Source organism: Arthrobacter sp. SLBN-112 (assembly GCF_006715225.1).
Classification (GTDB): Bacteria; Actinomycetota; Actinomycetes; order Actinomycetales; family Micrococcaceae; genus Arthrobacter.
In genome coordinates, this window is the sequence record NZ_VFMU01000001.1 from 1355458 (window position 1) to 1373281 (window position 17824).

Here is a 17824-nt window from a genome sequence, read left to right on the forward strand (position 1 = left end):
CCGCTTCCCCAATCCAGCAACGAATCGAAGGGCCGTCGAATGACCGCCACCTCCCTGACCAGTACCCAGGGCGCCGGGCGCGCCGGGGATAAGGTCTTTTCCGGCGCCACGCTGGCAGCCGGGTGCCTGATCCTCGCCGTCCTCTTCGGCGTCGCACTCTTCCTGGTGGTCCAAGCAATTCCCGCGCTGACCGCTCCCGCCGATAAGATCCAGGGAGGGCAGGGCTTCTTCGCCTACATCTGGCCCATCGTGATCGGCACGCTGATCGCCGCCATCATTGCGCTGGTGATCGCAACCCCCATCGCCATCGGCGTGGCGCTGTTCATCTCGCACTTCGCGCCGCGCGGCCTGGCCTCCGGGCTCGGGTACGTCGTGGACCTGCTCGCCGCCATCCCCTCCGTGGTCTACGGCGCCTGGGGTGCCGCGTTCCTGGCCAAGGAGATCTCGCCGGCGTACGGTTGGCTGGCGGCCAACATGGGCTGGCTTCCCATCTTCCAGGGCCCCGCCTCCACCACCGGCAAGACCATCCTCACCGCGGGCATCGTCCTGGCGGTCATGGTCCTGCCGATCATCACCTCGCTGTCGCGCGAGATCTTCCTGCAGACCCCCAAGCTGCATGAAGAAGCGGCACTGGCGCTGGGTGCCACCCGCTGGGAAATGATCAAGATGGCGGTGCTGCCCTTCGCCCGTCCGGGCATCATCAGCGCCGTCATGCTGGGCCTGGGCCGCGCGCTGGGCGAAACCATGGCCGTTGCCCTGGTGCTTTCCTCCGGCGCCCTCACCGCCAGCCTGATCCAGTCCGGCAACCAGACCATCGCTGCCGAAATTGCCCTGAACTTCCCCGAAGCCAGCGGCATCAAGGTCAGCACGCTGATCGCCGCCGGCCTGGTGCTGTTCGTCATCACCCTGGCCGTGAATATGATCGCCCGCTGGGTCATCACCCGGCACAAAGAATTCTCGGGAGCCAACTAAATGACCTCCACCCTTACCCCCGTCCGCAGCAAGCGGTCGGCGCTTACCAAGGGCCAGTTGCCCAAGTACGCGCCCTATGCCGTGCTGGCCGCAGCCCTGATCGCCGGCGCCGCCATCCTTGCCCTGGTGGGTTTCAACCCGTTCGGCTGGGGCGTGGCCTCCGCGATCCTGTTCACCGTGGGGCTGGTGTCCTGGAGCGCCGTCGTGGAAGGCTCGCGCAAGGCCAAGGACAAACTGGCAACCTGCCTGGTGGTGGGCTCATTCCTGGTGGCGCTGCTGCCGCTGGTTTCGGTGATCTGGACCGTGCTGGTCAATGGCATCCCCGGGCTCATGGACCCCGGCTTCCTCACCACCTCCATGAACGGCGTCACGGGCGCGTTCGACAACAAGGCTGTGGAAAGCGGTGGCCCGGTGGTGGGCGGCATCTACCACGCCCTCCTTGGCACCGTGCAGGTCACGCTGCTGGCCACCGTGATCTCCGTTCCCGTGGGGCTGCTCACGGCCATCTACCTGGTGGAGTATGGCAACGACGGCCGCCTGGCCAAGGCCATCACGTTCTTCGTGGATGTCATGACCGGAATCCCCTCCATCGTGGCCGGGCTGTTCGCCGCCGCGTTCTTCTTTGCGGTGGTGGGCCCGGGCACCAAGACCGGTGCGGTGGCCGCCGTCGCGCTTTCTGTGTTGATGATCCCTGTGGTGGTCCGCTCCAGCGAGGAAATGCTCAAGATCGTCCCCAATGAACTCCGTGAGGCCGCCTACGCCCTGGGCGTGCGCAAGTGGCGGACCATCCTCAAGGTGGTCATTCCGACGGCGATTTCAGGCATCGCATCCGGCGTCACCCTGGCGATCGCCCGGGTCATCGGCGAGACGGCGCCCATCCTGGTCACCGCCGGCTTTGCCACCAGCATCAACTCGAACGTGTTCGGCGGCTGGATGGCTTCGCTGCCCACGTTCATCTACACCCAGATCCTCAACCCCACCTCGCCCTCCAATCCGGACCCCTCCTCGCAGCGGGCCTGGGGCGCGGCGCTGGTGCTGATCATCCTGGTGATGGTCCTGAACCTGGCGGCCCGCCTGATCGCCAGGATCTTCGCCCCCAAAACCGGCCGGTAACCAGGCCGGCTCCTCCTCCCGTCCTCTGTGGCGGACCTAGACTTCAATCCATATTCAGCAAGTGAAGGAACACCATGTCTAAGCGCATCGACGTCAAGGACCTGAACGTGTACTACGGCGATTTCCTTGCCGTGGAGGACGTCAGCATCAACATCGAGGCCAAGTCCGTTACGGCGTTCATCGGGCCGTCAGGCTGCGGAAAATCCACCTTCCTCCGCACCCTGAACCGCATGCACGAGGTCATCCCCGGCGCCCGCGTTGAGGGTGAGGTCCTGCTGGACGGCGACAACCTCTACGGCCCCGGCGTGGACCCCGTGACCGTACGCTCGCAGATCGGCATGGTCTTCCAGCGCCCCAACCCGTTCCCCACCATGTCCATCCGGGACAACGTGCTGGCCGGCGTCAAGCTGAACAACAAGAAGATCTCCAAGGGCGAGGCAGACGTGCTGGTGGAGCGCTCGCTCAAGGGCGCCAACCTATGGAACGAGGTCAAGGACCGGCTGGAGAAGCCAGGTTCCGGCCTTTCCGGCGGCCAGCAGCAGCGGCTCTGCATTGCCCGCGCCATCGCCGTGGAGCCCCAGGTGATCCTCATGGATGAGCCCTGCTCCGCCCTGGACCCCATCTCCACCCTGGCCATCGAGGACCTCATCAATGAACTCAAGGACCAGTACACCGTGGTGATCGTGACCCACAATATGCAGCAGGCCGCCCGGGTCTCCGACAGGACGGCATTCTTCAACATCGCTGGCACGGGCAAGCCGGGCAAGCTGATCGAATACGGGGACACCCACACCATCTTCAGCAACCCGGTCCAGAAGGCCACAGAGGACTACGTCTCCGGCCGTTTCGGATAGGCCTTGCCCCGTTGGCTATCTACTGAGCGGTTTAGTACGCTGAACTAGATACTTAGGAAACTAGTAGTAGGCCAGCACAAGGAGTTTTGCCATGACGCAGACGGCCAGCAGCCCCCTGGGCCCCCAGCTTACGGTTTCCGTGCTTGCGGAGGATGCACCCGCGCAGCGCGCGGCGGTGAAGGATCCGATTGCGGGGGATGCCGAAGCGCAGGCGCAGGGTTTTGCCGCTGCTGCAGGCCTGGCTGGAGCCCTGCCCGGACCCTTGGCCGCCGTCCCTCCGACTGCCGTTCCCCTCAGCGCCCTTCCCCTTGTCCCGGAGCTTGAGCAAAGCCTCGGGCTGGCTGCAGCTGCCGTCGGTGAGGAAGAGGGCGATGTCCTGTCGGAGGTCTGGAGCACCAGTTCCCACCTCGAAAGCATGCAGTGGGAACTGGACAATGCCCTGGAGTCCCTGCGCCAGGCGGTCCGGCGGGCCTGCGCAGCCGGGGTGTCGCAGCACGAGCTGTGCACGGCGGCGAACCTGACGGCGGACGAGCTCACAGCCGTCCTGATGCCAGCAACCGACGGCCCGGCAGCCATCCAGCTCTGACCTGGCCCCCGCCTTACGGGCCGGAGACCGTGCTGACAACTGAGCTCACCGCGCCGGGACTGTCCCTGCGCACCGAGGTGGCCCGTTGCTGCGCAGGGACGCACAGAGTAGGGCCTGGCTTGGCTACTCCGGGACTTCCAGCTGGAACCCGCAGTGGCAGCGCAGGACCCGGGTGGGCAGCGACACCGCGTTGAGGCCACTGCCCGTGGTGCTGCTGCGGTAGCAGAACCGCTCAACCTCGTGCTCCGCTTCCTCCATGGGGTAGCCGCAGTGGATGTACTCGTCCCCGAAGAGAATGACCTTGGCCATCCAGCGGACCTGGTTCAGGGCGGCTGCGACGTCGGCGGCGAAGGCGCTGTGTTCCTGGAACAGGTTGCAGTCATTGCAGGTGTAGGAAACCGTGACGAGGTCCCCACCGGCGGCGCCGATCGCCGTGATGGCGTGAATGGTCAGCTGGTGCCCGGTTCCGCAGGCCTCGCACTGAAGTTGCCGTGGCTGTGGCAGGGGGCGCCGGGAATACGAGGAAGACATGACGCCTGCTCTTTTCCGCGTTGTGCATCCAAGCCGCCGTGTGGCTGCAGCGGCGCTCATCCGCGGCCCTGCACGCGGCCCGGACGCCGGTCCCCGGCAGCGTTGTCCGGGGGCGCTTTTTTCGAATCTACGTCACGTCCCTGTCCCTGTACAGGGGAGTTACGCCCTCCCCTTCGCGGGCTCCACAGGGGAGGCCAAGGCGGGTGGGGCAACGCGATAGGGGTGAAGACGCCGGGCTGAACGGGTGTGGGCTAGGCGGCGATGGGGGAGAGGGCCAGCGCGAGCACGAAGGCCAGGCCGCAGGTCGCCAGGGGAGTCAGGGCCCAGAGCCACAGGATCCGGATGACCAGTTTCCGGTTCGTCACCGAAAAGTGCTGGTTTTCCCCTGCGCCCAGGGCGCCGGCGGTAACGGTGTGGGTGGTGGAGAGCGGCCAGTGGAGCCCGATGGCGCCCACAAAGAGCATCAGTGCGCTGAAGGTCTGGGCCACCGATCCGCGCAGGGGGTCGATCCTGGTGATTTTGTAGCCGATGGTGTGCGAGATCCGCCATCCTCCGAAGAGTGTCCCGGCCGTCATCATCACTGCGGAGAGCCCTGCCACCCAAAGGGGGATCCCGCCGTCGGAATAGCCTGCAGCCAGGAGGGCCAGCAGCAGCACTGCGCTGACGCGCTGCCCGTCCTGCAGGCCGTGGCCGAAGGCAACGGCTCCGGCCGCGACGGCCTGGCCTCGGCGGAAGCGCTGGTTCACGACATTGGGCTGCGTGTAACGGGCCACCCACGTGGCCGGATAGACCAACAGGAAGGAGCCGCTGTAGGCCACGAGCGGGGACAGCACCAGGGGCAGCACCACCTGGAACAGCAGCGACTGGTCCACTCCGGCTACCCCCGGCCCACCAATCGCCAGGCTGGCAAGGCCGGCGCCCGCAAGACCGCCCACAAGGGCGTGGGTGGAGGACGCGGGGATGCCCCGGCGCCACATCAGAAGGCCCCAGGCGCAGGCGCTCGCCAGCCCGGCCGCCAGGATGGCGAGACCACCGGGTCCGGCCGGAAGGTGGATCCAGGTCTGGCTGGCGGCGACGGCCAGCAGGGCGCTGACGAGGGCACCCACAAAGTTGAAGAACGCGGCAAGGAGAACGCCCACGCTGGGGGTGAGGGCCCGGTTCCGGACGGCAAGGGCAACCGAGTTGGAGGCGTCGCGGAAGCCGTTGAGGAAGGCAAACGCCGCGGCCAGGAGGACCACCGCCGCGAAGATGACTGCCGCCACCTCAGGATTCCTTGACGATGATGCTGCCTACCTGGGTGGCCACCCGACGCATGTCCTTGGTGACCTCCACCAGCTGGTTGGCGATGTCCCGGTTCCGGGAGTACTGCGCCCATTTCATGTCCGCGATCATGTCCGCCACCCACACCCGGTGGGTCCGCTCCGCGCGCTGAGCCAGGCGCAGGATCTCGATCCAGTAGTCCTCGAGGTCATCCAGGTTGTTCAGCCTGCGCATGGCGTCCACCGTCAGTTCGGCCTGCCGGCTGATGATCTCCAGCTGGTCCGCTGCGCGCTTGGGCAGGCGGTCCAGCTTGTAAAGGGCCACGAGTTCCGCGGCGGCGTCCATCTTCTCCATGGCCTCGTTGAGGTACCGCGAGAGGGCGTACATGTCCTCGCGGGGGAGCGGGTTCACGAAGCTGGTGCGCATGTGGGTCAGCAGCGCGAAATGCAGTTCGGCAGACTTGGCCTCGAGGTTGTGCATGTCCTCCACGAGTTTGCCGTGTTCGTCTGCGGGTACGCCGAGGATCTCGGCCAGGGTGGCGGTGGCCAGCACGATCTGTTGTGCCATCTGCGAGAGCAGGTTCAGCCCTGCGGGCTCCTGGGGAAAAAGGCGCAGCTTCACGTGTTTACCGGTCTCCGGGGACTTAACAGGGCGGGGGTTGCTGCCGTGTGACTTGACCCCGGCGGGCAACTGTCGCCTACTCTACCGGCCCGTAACAGCAGGATCTGAATTGTCCGCTTGGAAGAGGGCATAAAAATGGTGCCGAACCGGATACGCCTCTCGGCGGTAGGCCGCTCTAGGCGGCTAATTGTTGAAGCCCGGGGGTTTCGCGGCTCGGCACCGGTTTCAGTCTTCTACTTCATTCGGCCCAAGTCAATCTTGACAGCGGGGCCTTATTCGTCGCGGAAAAGGCGGTCCGCCAAGGCCGCAGGCGCTACGGCAAGGAAGCCCAGCTCAGCAAGCAGGCCGGTCCGGCAAAGCAAGCAGGCGGGCCCGGCAAGCAGCCCGGGCCAAGAAAAAATTCAAGCACGGCAAGCTCAGTCCAGCTCGCCCAGGCGCCACGCGTTGGCGGCGTGCTCCAGGTCCTCGGCCGTCTTGACCAACTGATGGGAATTGCGGGTCAGCTTGCTGGCGTGGGCCTCGTTGGCGTGCTCTGCGCCGTCGGCAAGCGTGGCCTGGCCGAGCGCCACCACCCGGCAGAAGGCGGCGGACCGTTCCAGCGCGACGTCGAAATCGCCGTCGAACGCCCCGGAAAGGATGGCATCGGCCATGGTGCGCATTTCTTCTGCGCCCGGCGGTTCAGCAGCGCCGGCCACCACGTTGGAAACCTGGGCGGTGTCCCTGCCCGCCCGGAAGTACACGGAGATGCGTTCCGGATCCTGGACCGTGGCAGCGCGGAGCGCGTAGAGCCGCCACAGGGCGCCGGGAAGGGAGCGGGCAGGGCTCTCGGCCCACATCTCCGCGATGGCTTCAAGGCCCTGCTCGTCGGCGAGCTTCACCAGGCGTTCGGTGACGACAGGATCATCGCTGTCACGGCCATGCCGGACCAGGGCCTGCGCGGCAAGGTGGGCGGCCTCCGAGACGCGGGCGGGATCTGCCCCGCCGGCGAAGGGCTCGAAATCCATCGGGGCGAAGGGCTTGGGCTTATGGTGCCGGTTGCTGCCGCCGTATGGGCTGGTTCCTGCTTGCTCGCTCATGCCCCCCACGCTACTCCTGTGCGGACGCGGAAATCGAGCATCTGCAGCGCCCGTTGCACGTGCGGGAAAGGCGCGCTTAACAGGGGTTGTAAGCGCACGACGGCGGCCCATTGGCCTTGTGCGAAGAGGCCGGAACCATGGGTTAGAGTATTAACGTCCAGAAATGGATTGGGCCGGACGGGAAGACACAGCGTGTTTGACTGGCCGGCAGGGGCCTTTAGCTCAGTTGGTAGAGCATCGGACTTTTAATCCGTGGGTCGTGGGTTCGAGCCCCACAGGGCCCACCCATAGGAACCGTGAGGGTCCGCCGCGAATGCCGGCGGGCCCCTTCCATTTAAGACCCTGCTTCCTTATTCAGGCGTGCACAATTCTTCCGTTGCGCGGCAGGCCGCCAGGGAAGGTGATGGGAACGGCGGAAGCCCGTACCGGATCCGCTGAATCCATCGCCTGCACATGCAGATGCGGCTCCGTGCTGTTGCCGGAATTGCCGCACCGGCCCACCGGATCCCCACATTCAACCGACTGGCCCGGCCGGACGCACACGCTCCCGCACTGCAAATGGCACAGGGCAATGAACCCTTCGCTGCCCTCAATAATCACGTGGTTGCCTGCAAGCCCCGGCCACCCCTCCCGCAGCCGTTTGGCCTGCGTCGCTGCGTAGCCGATTGACGGAAAGCCGCGGAAGGCGGCGTGGTCAGGCTCCCCGTCATGGGCCGCCTGCACAACCCCGGAGACGGGAGCCGTCACGGCCCTGCCGAACCCCACGAACCGCTCCGGCGGCGCGGGCCGGAACAGCGCAGCAAAGGTGATCGGTGCAGACCGCCCGTTCCGGTCCACCGGGGTGAAATCGATGGCGTGGCCCGTGGCGAAGAGCTGTGTGCCGTGGCTGGGTACGCGGTTCGACGGCGAATTCTGCACCAGCCAGGGGCCGGTGAACGGATATTCCAGGTACACCGCGCTTTCCAGGTTCACCGGGCTTTGCCGGGTCAGCTGGCGGGATCGTATTGGAAAGCCCGCACTTCCTGCGCGCAGCGGCAGGCTGCAGCGATCTTCGCGGCCCAGTGCAGCGCGGCTTCGTAGGTGGGCAGCTCCAGCACCGTGTAGCCGCCTTCGAGCTGCGCCGTCTGGGGGTAGGTACCTTCGCTGACCGTACCCTCGCCGTCGACCATCACGGGTGGAACGCTCTCATCAATGCCGCCGCCGAAAACCCAGACGCCGGCCTCCTTCGCCTCCTGGACAACTGCGTGCGCCACGTCCGCCACTTCCTGCAGGCCGCCGTCGGGGATGTCCATGGCGCCGCTGGGAAACGAGATCAGGTACTTGGTCATTCCGCCGGCTCCTTCTGTGCAAACGCGGTATCAGCTTCATCCTGCCCACCGGTCCGCTGCCGCGCAAGGACGCGGCAGCACTTGCCACAATGAGCCTGCAGGCAGGGGCCGCAGCGGCTGCAACAGGCACAATAGGCTCATGGCAAAAACCAGCAAGGGCCGGATGCCGCGCCTGGAAGACGTGGCCAAGGTGGCAGGTGTCTCCCACCAGACCGTCTCCCGCGTGGTGAACAACAACCCCAATGTCAGCAAGGCGACGCGGGAAAAGGTGGAGGCGGCCATTGCCGAGCTGGGATACCGGCGCAACAGCGCAGCCCGTAGCCTGGTGACGCGGCGCTCGCAGACCATTGGGGTGCTGGCAAGCGAGCTTTCCCAGTACGGGCCGGCGAACACCCTGCTGGGGGTTGAACACGCAGCCCGCAACGCCGGCTACTTCGTCAGCATCGCGGCCCTGCGGGAAGTCAACCGGGATGCCATCTCCAACGCAGTGGGCCACTTCATGGACCAGGCCGTGGACGGGATCGCCGTTCTGGTCCCGCACTCCGACACCCTTGCCGTGCTGGAGCAGATGAATCTTCCGGTGCCCGTGGTGGCGGTGGGCTCGGCCGGCAGCGCTTCCGTCAGCGGCGCGATGGTGGACCAGCGTGCGGGCGCCAGGCTCGCCGTCGAACACCTCATCAAGGAGGGGCACCGCCGCATCGGGCACATCGCAGGCCCGCCTGACTGGACGGACGGCGCCGAACGCGCGGAGGGGTGGCGTGCCGCCCTCCGCGAAGCCGGGCTGGACGAGTCCCTGCTGGTGGAAGGGGACTGGAGCGCGGGCAGCGGCTACGCCATTGGCCGCAAGCTGGCGTCAGGACGCACGGCCACGGCCATCTTCGTTGGAAATGACCAGATGGCCCTGGGCCTGCTGCGCGCCTTCACCGAAGCGGGGGTCAAAGTGCCCGACGACGTCTCCGTGGTGGGCTTCGACGACCAGCCGGAGGCGGGGTACTTTACGCCTCCGCTGACCACCGTCCGCCAGGACTTCGAGGAGCTGGGACGCCGCTGCATGGACATCATGCTGAAGGAGATCGAGACCGGTGCGGCAGTGAGCTCAACCGTGGTCCCGCCTGAACTGATCCTCCGCGCCAGCACGGCCGCGCCAGCGCCCGCCTAACCGGGCAGGTTGAGCGGGCCGCACTGGGCCCCGAAAAAAATCTCCATGATTCTGCATCCAAATCCGGGGTTGCGCCGGTAGTAGGAGTGTCAGCAAAAAACGCCCGGCAACCGGGCCGTTCAAGGAGATGGACATGCGCAACAAAATCTTCACCGCAGGTGCCGGTGCAGCAGCCATTGCAGCCGCAATCGCTCTGGCCGGTCCGGCCCACGCAGCAGACGGGGACGCCCAGCTGTCCGTGCTGCACGGTGTTCCCGGACTGACCGTGGACGTGTGGGTCAACGGTGACCGCACCTTGGATGACTTCGCCCCGGGAGCCCTTGCCGGGCCGCTGGCCCTGCCGGCCGGCACCTACGAGATCGCCATTACGGCAGCCGATGCCGCCGACGCCTCGGCGCCTGCCATTGGGCCGGTCAGCGTCACCCTTGCCGCGAACGGAAACTACACGGCCGCAGCCCACCTGGGCGCTGACGGCAAACCCACCGCCAGCCTGTTCACCAACGACGTGTCCCAAATCCCCGCCGGGAAGGGCAAGCTGACCGTCCGGCACGCGGCCGCAGCCCCCGCCGTCGATGTCCTGGCAGGCGGCACCGCCGTCGTCACCAACCTTGCCAATCCTAACGAAAAGACACTCAGCCTCGATCCCGGCACTGTCCCCGCCGCCGTGGCCGCCGCAGGCACCACCACCCCGGTGATCGGACCGGCGGACGTGGCGGTGGCCGAAGGTACGCACACCATCGTTTACGCCTGGGGCAGCTTGGCCGACCAGAACCTGAAACTGGCCGTGCAGACCATCGAGGGCCTCCATTCCGCACCGGCGTCGGTGCCAGGTGCCCTTGACGGTTCAGCGGCTGCCGGTGGAGCGGGCACTGCCGTTGCCACTGCCGGATTTGGCCTGGCCGCGCTGGCCCTTCTCGCCGGGGCCGTAGGTGTAGCCCGCGCGGTCAGCACCCGGCGGGCGCAGCTGTAACCGGGGCAGAAACCGGTTGAAGGACCGTACGCAGGGGCCCGGCCGGCACGGTCGGGCCCCTGCGCCGGCCACCACATAACAAGCAGCAACGGAAGGGAGGCGGCAGGCATGGAGGCAGGCACGACGCCGGCAGCGGAGTACCGCCGTCGCCGTTCGGCAGGTGGGGCGGCAGCAGCGATGGTGGCCGTTGCGGTTTTTCTGTCCGGCTGCGGTTCCGCCGGTTCCGGCAATCCCGGCAGCGCAAGCGGGCAGGCGTCCCAATCAACGGCTGCCACCATTGTTGCCGATCCCGCAGTCTCCCCATCGGCGCAGGGCGTTGCCGCCGCCAGCGATCCGGCAGCCGCAACGGTCCCCACCGGACCGGCCGACTCCCCAGGTCCTGCTGTCCCGTCCACCAGCGCCATCCCGGTCCGGCCTGCCACTCTGCCGGCCGCCGCGGCGGTGCCGGCGCCAACGTCACTGGCCGTGGCGGGCACGGCCATCGACATGCCGGTGGTGGCCGGGGGAGTGTCCGCGGAGGGAGCGATGGAAATACCTGACGCCTTTGACCGGGCGGCCTGGTACAAATTCGGTCCGGCGCCGGGAGCGGCCGAGGGGACCGCTGTCATCGCCGGACACATCGACACGAAGTCCGACCGGGCGCCGTTCTCGGCACTGAAGTCGCTCACGGCCGGAACCTTGATCCGGGTGGGACGGGATGGGGCCGCCCCGCTCACCTACCGGGTGGTGGGAGTGGAAATGATGGCAAAGGACAAGTTCGACGGTGGCGCACTCTTCCGCCGGTCCGGTCCCCACGAACTCAAACTGGTCACCTGCGGCGGCAGGTGGCTGGACGAGCGGATGGACTACAGCGACAATGTGATTGTCACCGCAGTTCCTGAATGAGCCGGTTCCTGTATGAGCCCGTTCCTGCACGATCGGTGGCCAGCCACTAGCTCGTGCGACGTAGCCGGGAAGGAGTTGCCTGTGACGCTTCCCGGGCACGCTTCCCGCGGGTGGGATGACGCCCTGACGGACTCCTTCCTGGCCGGGGATGAGCACGCGCTCGCCGCGGCCTACCGTGAGTTCGCGCCCCTGGTGCACACCCTGGCCCTGCGTTCCCTGCCGGACAGGGCGGCGGCGGATGACGTGACCCAGGAGGTCTTCATCCGGGCCTGGCGTTCGCGGAGCACGTTCAACCCCCAGGTGGCCAGGCTGCCTGCGTGGATCGTGGGTATCACCCGGAACGCCATCACCGACGCCCATTCGGCGGCGGCCCGGGAAGCACGCAAGGCCTTCGCCGCGGCCGGAGCCGGCATGGGGGAAGACGCCGGCACGGGAACAGAGGCAGCGGAAATGCTGGCGGACCGGCTGCTCCTGGACGGCGAACTGGAGAGGCTGGGCGAGCCGCAGGGATCCATCATGAAGCTCGCCTTCTACGAGGACCTGACGCACGAGCAGATTTCACGCAAGCTGGGCCTTCCCCTTGGTACGGTCAAGAGCCACATCCGCCGGAGCCTGTCGCATTTACGAAGCAGATTGGAGGTAGACCATGCCGCATCTTGATCCGGAACAGTTGAGCCTCCTGGCGCTCTATGACGGCTGGGAGGACCCGGCCGGCCGCGGGCACCTTGCAGCCTGCCCAGAGTGCGCCGCGGACTATGCCGCCCTGCGCCGCACCGTGGATGCGGTGAAGACAACCCCTGACACCAGCCACTTGACCGTCCCGGGCCCGCAGGTATGGGCTGGAATCCACCGGGAACTGGGTCTGTCCGAGTCGGTGCGGGAGGACCCGCTGTCCCCGCACAGGGCCAAGGAGGCGGCGAAGGAAACCCCCGCAGCCCCTGCCGCGGCGCCGGCACCTGCGCACGTGCCGCCGTCGAACGTTGTTCCCCTCCGCCGACGGACCTGGTGGCAGCGCCCCGGTACCTGGGTGGCAGCTGCCGCGGCAGCCGTCCTGGTGGTTGTGGGCGCGGTGTTGACGGTGACCCGTCCGCCCCAGCCCCAGCAGTTGGCCGCTGCCCAGCTGACACCGCTGCCCCAGCACTCCGCCGCAGGATCGGCCAAGGTGGTGACGGCAAGCGATGGGTCCCGCAACCTGGAAATCAACCTGGACAAGGATGAAGCCAAGGGCTACCAGGAGGTGTGGCTGATCGCCCCGGACCTTTCCCGGCTGGTCAGCCTGGGCGTCATGAACTCCACATCCGGAACGTTCCAGGTGCCCGCGGGCCTGGACCTCTCCCAGTACCCGGTGGTGGATGTGTCAGACGAGCCCATGGACGGCAACCCGGCGCATTCCAGCGTGAGCATCGCCAGGGGCACGCTCACGTCCTGACGGGATCCTGCTTCCGGCGAAGTGCCCGGGCCCACCGGCTGAGCCTGTTCCACCCGACCACAGTGGCGGCCGTAACGAGTGCCGCGCCGGCATGCAGATACAGCATCAGGTGCAGTGAGTGGCTGGCCGGGGAGGCGGGCGACGACGGCGCGGCCGGAGGGGGCGGCCCGCCATGGCCGTGGCCCGGCAACGGGACGGCACTGGCCGTGGCGAAGGCGGCGAAGGCCAGGTGCAGCAGTTGCTGTGCGGCAGCGGCTGCCACCAGGACTGCCCAGCCGGGAAGCTGCGCGGACGCCGGCCGGTTCCGGCCCACGACAAGTCGCTCCAGGACAACGGCCCCCAGGCTCAGCAGGGCCGCCAGCGCCGCAACAATGGCGATTGCGGGCGCCTGGCCCCCGCCCGCAACATGGGCGGCCAGTCCCGGGACGGCGGCGAGCGGTCCAGCGAGCCAGCTGGGGGCGCTGATGAGGTCAGGCCGGCGATCCGTCTGTGTGCCCGCCATCCGTGCGCCCCCTCCCGCTGCCTGGTCCTGGTTCTTCCCTACCCAATCGGGCCGGCATGAACCATGAACCGCGTCAGCGGCCGAAGTGTGAGCGCGGCGCACCTTCCGGCAGCCGGTCCAGCAGCTCTTCTGCCACCTTGCGCACCTTGATGTTCCGGTGGCTCGACGCCTTGGCAAGGATGGAGAAGGCTTCCTCGTAGGAGCACCTGTTCTGCGCCATGATCACCCCGCAGGCAACGTTGATGGACGTGCGGCTGTCCAGGGCCGAGCGGAGGTCGGTGGCCAGCGAGCGGGCCGCGTGCAGGTTGATTGCCATTTGCAGGCTCTTGGTTGCCAGTGCCGCAAACGTGCGTGCCTCGGCAATGGCCTGCAGCGGGAAGGCTTTGGAGTCGTGGGCGAAGAAGGCCAGCGCCGCGGCGGTCTGGCCGGGCTCCTTGCTGTTGCCCTGGTTGTCTGCCGGGAGGTCAGTGTCCAGGCGGAGCCGCACGGCCAGGGCGCTGCCGAACCCGGACAGCTGCAGCTGCGCGGAGTAGTTCTGCCACCGGAAGTCCCCGTTCCGCTGGAGAACCGCAACAGGGTGACCGCCGGACATCACGTCCGTAACCGGGCCCTCGGCCATGTCCCGTTCCCAGTCCAGCAGGCGCTCCACTTCAACGGTGGTACCCGTAGTGGCTGGCGTCCGTTTGGGCTGGTGCAGCACCAGGCCGCAGCCGACGTCGATCCCGGCCGTGGCGGCCACATGCCCGGCTGAAGCAGCCACCAGCAGGTCAAGGGATTCGGAGAGGGTTTGCGCACCGTTGACCAGGTCCAGCACCAGGGCCGGGTTCCGGGGCGCACCCCGTTCCCGGCCAGCGGGCTCCGGATGGGGCACGCGCAGCCTGCGGGCGCCTGCAGGGTGGGGAGGGCCGGCGACGGCTGGGGGAGAGCCCTTGGTCTCGAAGGACTCCTCGTCGCCGGCCCCGCTTGATACCCGTGTCCTATGGACCGGGAAGCCTGGGTTTACCTGTCGTGCATGCATTGCCAGTCTCACACCCCCCTAGTGAGCCAAGTACCGCCGAAGCAGAACAGGTCTTGTCTCTGTGAAAAACCTAATTGCCGTCCAGCCTCCGGTGGATGCGTAGCTGGTACCTGTTTTTTCGATTAGGTAGTACTTGGACCGCCGCCTGCGCCGCCCCTGTGGATTGTTGCCGCAGGTGAGCGCTGCCTGGCATGGCAACCCAGGGGAGCGGCGGTGTTGTACCGCAGGGGATGAAAACACTTGACTCCCGGAGCGGCGCCCTCAAGAATGTTTTTATAACGTTGTAAAGACCGAGCCGAGGATGCTTTCGTGACCCAGCCAGAACCCGCCGCAGCAAAAATCACCGTCGACCCGTCGTTCACCGTGGGGCCTGTCCGGCGTCGTACTTTCGGTGCCTTTGTTGAGCACCTTGGCCGGTGCGTGTACACCGGCATCTTTGAACCGGACCACCCCGATGCCGACGGCGACGGCTTCCGTACGGACGTCCTTGAGCTCACCCGTGAACTGGGCGTATCCACCGTCCGGTACCCGGGCGGGAACTTCGTGTCCGGCTACCGCTGGGAGGACGGCGTAGGCCCGGTGGACCAGCGGCCCGTGCGCCTGGACCTCGCATGGCATTCCACCGATCCCAACAGCGTGGGCGTGGACGAGTTCGCCAAGTGGTCCGCCAAGGCCGGCGTGGAACCTATGATGGCGGTGAACCTGGGCACCCGAGGGGTCCAGGAGGCGCTGGACCTCCTCGAGTACTGCAACATCGACGGCGGCACCGCCCTGTCCGGGCAGCGCCGCGCAAATGGTGCAGTGGACGGCTACGGCATCAGGATGTGGTGCCTGGGCAACGAAATGGACGGGCCCTGGCAGATCGGGCACAAAAACGCCCTGGAATACGGGCGCCTGGCTGCCGACACCGCCCGTGCCATGCGCATGGTGGAACCGGACCTGGAACTGGTGGCCTGCGGCAGCTCCGGCCCCACCATGCCCACGTTCGGTGAGTGGGAGCGCGTTGTCCTGACAGAAACCTACGAGCTGGTGGACCTGATCTCGGCGCACCAGTATTTCGAGGACTTCGGCGACCTCCAGGAACACCTCGCCGCCGGACACAAAATGGATGCCTTCATCCATGACATCATCAGCCACATCGACCATGTGAAGTCGGTGAAGAAGTCCAGCAAACAGGTGAACATCTCCTTCGACGAGTGGAACGTCTGGCACATGAGCCGCGACGAATCCAAGGTGCCCACCGGCAAGGACTGGCCGGTGGCCCCCGTCCTGCTGGAGGACACCTACACGGTGGCGGATGCCGTGGTGGTGGGAGACCTGCTGGTCACGCTGCTCCGCAACACCGACCGCGTCCACTCAGCCAGCCTGGCGCAGCTGGTGAACGTCATCGCCCCCATCATGACCGAGCCGGGCGGCCGCGCCTGGAAGCAGACCACCTTCCACCCGTTCGCCCTGACCTCCCGGTACGCTTCCGGCACCGTCCTGCAGCTCGCCGTCGAATCCCCGCTGGTCAGCGGCGGCAAGACAACCGATGTTGCCGCACTGTCCGCCGTCGCCACCTATGACGCGGACAAGGGCGAGGCCGTGGTGTTCGCCGTCAACCGGTCAGCGGAGCAGGCGCTGACGCTGGATGCGGCCGTGGCGGGGCTGGGTGATGTCCGACTGGTGGAGGCGCTGACCTATGCCCACAAGGACCCGTACTGGAAGGCCAGCGCCGATGATTCCACCTCGGTCCTGCCAACGGAAAACGGCTCCGTGAAGGTGGACGGCGGCCGGCTTACCGCCGAACTCCCCGCCGTTTCCTGGTCCATGATCCGGCTGGCCGTGAACAGCTGACGCACCGGGGCAGCAGGGCGGGGGCATCCTTATGACGACGGCGGCCCGCAGGTGGGAGGATGGACGGCATGGAACTGCACATCACGGGCGATCCCGCCGCGGACAAGTTGTTGAGTGAGGACGACTTCGCCCTGCTGACCGGCATGCTGCTGGACCAGCAGGTGACCATGGAATCGGCCTTCGCCGGTCCTGAGAAGATCCGCAGCCGGATTGGGTCGCTGAAGCCGGAGGCCATTGCCGCCCAGGACCCCCAGGCGTTCGTGGAGATGTTCAAGGAACGGCCCGCCGTCCACCGTTTCCCGGGTTCCATGGCCGCCCGGGTCCAGGCGCTGGCCGAGGCCGTCCAAAACGAGTGGGACGGCGACGCTGCGGCCATCTGGACCAAAGGTTCACCGGACGGCGCCGAGGTGCTGCGCCGGCTTAAGGCCCTGCCCGGATTCGGTGAGCAGAAGGCGAAGATCTTCCTGGCCCTCCTGGGCAAGCAGCGTGGCCTCCAGGCGCACGAATGGCGTGAAGCCGCCGGCCACTACGGCGAGGACGGAAGCTACCTTTCGGTGGCAGACATCGTGGATCCGGAATCCCTGGCAAAGGTGCGCGCCAGCAAGCAGGCTGCCAAAGCGGCGGCGAAAGCAGGGAAAGAACGTTAATGGCAGTCACCATGAACGACGTCGCGCGCGCGGCGGGCGTTTCCCTCAAGACCGTTTCCAATGTCCTGAACGACTACGAATTCATCCGGCCGGCCACCAAGCAGCGTGTGCAGGACGCCATTGCGGAGCTGGGCTACGAGGCAAACCTCACTGCCCGCAGCCTCCGGTCCGGCAAGACCTCCATGCTGGGGTTGGTCCTGTCCGATCTCTCCGCCCCGTACTACGCCGAACTCGCTTCCAAACTGATGAAGGCCGCCTCCCGCCACGGCTACCGTGTGCTGGTGGAGCAGTCCGATGCCGACGCGGCCGTTGAACTTGGCGCCCTGCAGGGGACGTTCCGGCAGCTTACGGACGGCCTGCTGTTCACACCGCTGGTGGTGGACGCCGAGGCCATTGCCGCGCGGGCCGGCACCAAGCCGCTGGTGATGCTCGGCGAGCACATCATGGATCCCCGCTTTGACCTGGTGACCATGAAGAACGAGGAAGCTGCGGCTGCGCTCACGGCGCACCTGCTGGCCGCCGGCCGCCGTCGTATCGCCGTCATTGGAGCCAATGCCGGGGAATCCGCCGGCAGCGCGGGCCTGCGCCTGAACGGGTACCGGAAGGCGCTGGGGGAGGCGGGCATCCCGTTCGACCCTGCGCTCGTGGTGCCCGCGGTATGGCGCCGTGACACCGGTGCCGCAGCCGTGGCCGGGCTCCTGGAATCAGGCGTGGAATTCGACGCCGTCTTCGGGCTCAATGACGTACTGGCGCTCGGCGCACTGCACGAACTCCTGATCCGCGGAGTCAAGGTGCCGCAGGATGTGGCCGTGGCCGGCTTTGACGACATCGACGAAGCCCGGTTCGCGTCCCCGTCCCTGACCACCGTCTCGCCGGGAATGAACGAGATCGCCGAACGCTCGATCGGCCTGCTGCTGGACCGTATCGCCGGCCGTGAAACATCCGGTGCGGGCGTGCACGTGGAGGCCGGATTCGAGCTGAAGATCCGGGAATCCGCGCCCTAGATTCTGCGTATGCAGGTTTTGCCTGCGCCGGTT

General features: G+C 67.0%; 20 protein-coding genes and 1 tRNA gene. 13 read left to right on the forward strand and 8 right to left on the reverse strand.

All coding sequences use genetic code 11. The features are described from left to right. The first annotated feature begins 39 nt into the window (after window positions 1-39). From pstC to FBY33_RS06375, 4 genes are all read left to right on the forward strand, one after another. Window positions 40-972, forward strand: a complete 933-nt coding sequence (pstC, locus tag FBY33_RS06360; RefSeq protein WP_142029801.1) for a phosphate ABC transporter permease subunit PstC — start codon at window positions 40-42, stop codon at window positions 970-972. Beyond that, window positions 973-2085: a phosphate ABC transporter permease PstA gene (pstA, locus tag FBY33_RS06365; protein ID WP_142029802.1), complete on the forward strand. Its 1113-nt coding sequence runs from the start codon at window positions 973-975 to the stop codon at window positions 2083-2085. A gap of 74 nt (window positions 2086-2159) precedes the next feature. Then, a complete protein-coding gene (pstB, locus tag FBY33_RS06370; protein WP_018770927.1) occupies window positions 2160-2939 on the forward strand; it encodes a phosphate ABC transporter ATP-binding protein PstB in 780 nt (259 codons plus the stop codon). Window positions 2940-3030: 91 nt separating this feature from the next. Next, on the forward strand, window positions 3031-3525 hold the full coding sequence (locus FBY33_RS06375; protein WP_142029803.1) for a hypothetical protein: 495 nt from the start codon (window positions 3031-3033) through the stop codon (window positions 3523-3525). A 123-nt stretch (window positions 3526-3648) separates the two neighbouring features. Here the strand turns inward: FBY33_RS06375 and FBY33_RS06380 are convergent, their stop codons facing one another. The 4 genes from FBY33_RS06380 to FBY33_RS06395 all read right to left on the reverse strand — a co-directional run bounded on the left by FBY33_RS06380 (window position 3649) and on the right by FBY33_RS06395 (window position 7013). Further along, window positions 3649-4056 carry a hypothetical protein gene (locus FBY33_RS06380; protein ID WP_142029804.1) on the reverse strand — a complete coding sequence of 136 codons (408 nt, stop codon included), beginning with the start codon at window positions 4054-4056 and terminating at the stop codon, window positions 3649-3651. 251 nt (window positions 4057-4307) lie between these two features. After that, on the reverse strand, window positions 4308-5318 hold the full coding sequence (locus FBY33_RS06385; RefSeq protein WP_142029805.1) for an inorganic phosphate transporter: 1011 nt from the start codon (window positions 5316-5318) through the stop codon (window positions 4308-4310). Between the two features lies 1 nt (window position 5319). Then, a complete protein-coding gene (locus FBY33_RS06390) occupies window positions 5320-5937 on the reverse strand; it encodes a DUF47 domain-containing protein (RefSeq protein ID WP_142029806.1) in 618 nt (205 codons plus the stop codon). Window positions 5938-6353: 416 nt separating this feature from the next. Beyond that, on the reverse strand, window positions 6354-7013 hold the full coding sequence (locus FBY33_RS06395; RefSeq protein WP_018770922.1) for a hypothetical protein: 660 nt from the start codon (window positions 7011-7013) through the stop codon (window positions 6354-6356). Between the two features lie 211 nt (window positions 7014-7224). Here FBY33_RS06395 and FBY33_RS06400 point away from each other — a divergent pair. Further along, window positions 7225-7297 (forward strand) — tRNA-Lys (locus FBY33_RS06400). A gap of 70 nt (window positions 7298-7367) precedes the next feature. On the opposite strand, the gene FBY33_RS06405 is transcribed toward FBY33_RS06400, so the two are convergent. Further along, entirely contained in the window at window positions 7368-7985 is a 618-nt protein-coding gene (locus FBY33_RS06405) for a M23 family metallopeptidase (RefSeq protein ID WP_327436743.1), read from the reverse strand. Window positions 7986-7999: 14 nt separating this feature from the next. Then, window positions 8000-8341: a YciI family protein gene (locus tag FBY33_RS06410; protein ID WP_142029807.1), complete on the reverse strand. Its 342-nt coding sequence runs from the start codon at window positions 8339-8341 to the stop codon at window positions 8000-8002. 139 nt (window positions 8342-8480) lie between these two features. Here FBY33_RS06410 and FBY33_RS06415 point away from each other — a divergent pair, with 139 nt between their 5' ends. From FBY33_RS06415 to FBY33_RS06435, 5 genes are all read left to right on the forward strand, one after another. Further along, complete coding sequence (locus FBY33_RS06415) at window positions 8481-9500, forward strand: LacI family DNA-binding transcriptional regulator (protein WP_142029808.1); 1020 nt, start codon at window positions 8481-8483, stop codon at window positions 9498-9500. A 133-nt stretch (window positions 9501-9633) separates the two neighbouring features. Continuing rightward, entirely contained in the window at window positions 9634-10470 is an 837-nt protein-coding gene (locus FBY33_RS06420) for a DUF4397 domain-containing protein (RefSeq protein WP_142029809.1), read from the forward strand. 108 nt (window positions 10471-10578) lie between these two features. Then, window positions 10579-11355: a class F sortase gene (locus FBY33_RS06425; protein WP_142029810.1), complete on the forward strand. Its 777-nt coding sequence runs from the start codon at window positions 10579-10581 to the stop codon at window positions 11353-11355. Window positions 11356-11436: 81 nt separating this feature from the next. After that, entirely contained in the window at window positions 11437-12015 is a 579-nt protein-coding gene (locus FBY33_RS06430) for an RNA polymerase sigma factor (RefSeq protein ID WP_142029811.1), read from the forward strand. Next, entirely contained in the window at window positions 12002-12784 is a 783-nt protein-coding gene (locus FBY33_RS06435; protein ID WP_142029812.1) for an anti-sigma factor, read from the forward strand. Before FBY33_RS06430 ends, FBY33_RS06435 begins: the two co-directional genes overlap by 14 nt. Here the strand turns inward: FBY33_RS06435 and FBY33_RS06440 are convergent. Both FBY33_RS06440 and FBY33_RS06445 read right to left on the reverse strand, forming a co-directional pair. Further along, complete coding sequence (locus FBY33_RS06440) at window positions 12774-13286, reverse strand: hypothetical protein (protein WP_142029813.1); 513 nt, start codon at window positions 13284-13286, stop codon at window positions 12774-12776. The genes FBY33_RS06435 and FBY33_RS06440 overlap by 11 nt on opposite strands. Window positions 13287-13359: 73 nt before the next feature. Beyond that, on the reverse strand, window positions 13360-14157 hold the full coding sequence (locus FBY33_RS06445; RefSeq protein ID WP_142029814.1) for an ANTAR domain-containing protein: 798 nt from the start codon (window positions 14155-14157) through the stop codon (window positions 13360-13362). Window positions 14158-14613: 456 nt separating this feature from the next. Between FBY33_RS06445 and arfA the strand changes: the two genes are divergently transcribed. The 3 genes from arfA to FBY33_RS06460 are packed head-to-tail and all read left to right on the forward strand — an operon-like array spanning window position 14614 to window position 17791. Beyond that, complete coding sequence (gene arfA, locus FBY33_RS06450; protein WP_142029815.1) at window positions 14614-16140, forward strand: arabinosylfuranosidase ArfA; 1527 nt, start codon at window positions 14614-14616, stop codon at window positions 16138-16140. Window positions 16141-16199: 59 nt separating this feature from the next. Beyond that, window positions 16200-16787 carry an HhH-GPD-type base excision DNA repair protein gene (locus FBY33_RS06455; protein ID WP_142029816.1) on the forward strand — a complete coding sequence of 196 codons (588 nt, stop codon included), beginning with the start codon at window positions 16200-16202 and terminating at the stop codon, window positions 16785-16787. After that, window positions 16787-17791 carry a LacI family DNA-binding transcriptional regulator gene (locus tag FBY33_RS06460; protein WP_142029817.1) on the forward strand — a complete coding sequence of 335 codons (1005 nt, stop codon included), beginning with the start codon at window positions 16787-16789 and terminating at the stop codon, window positions 17789-17791. The genes FBY33_RS06455 and FBY33_RS06460 overlap by 1 nt, the downstream gene beginning before the upstream one ends. Window positions 17792-17824: the final 33 nt, after the last annotated feature.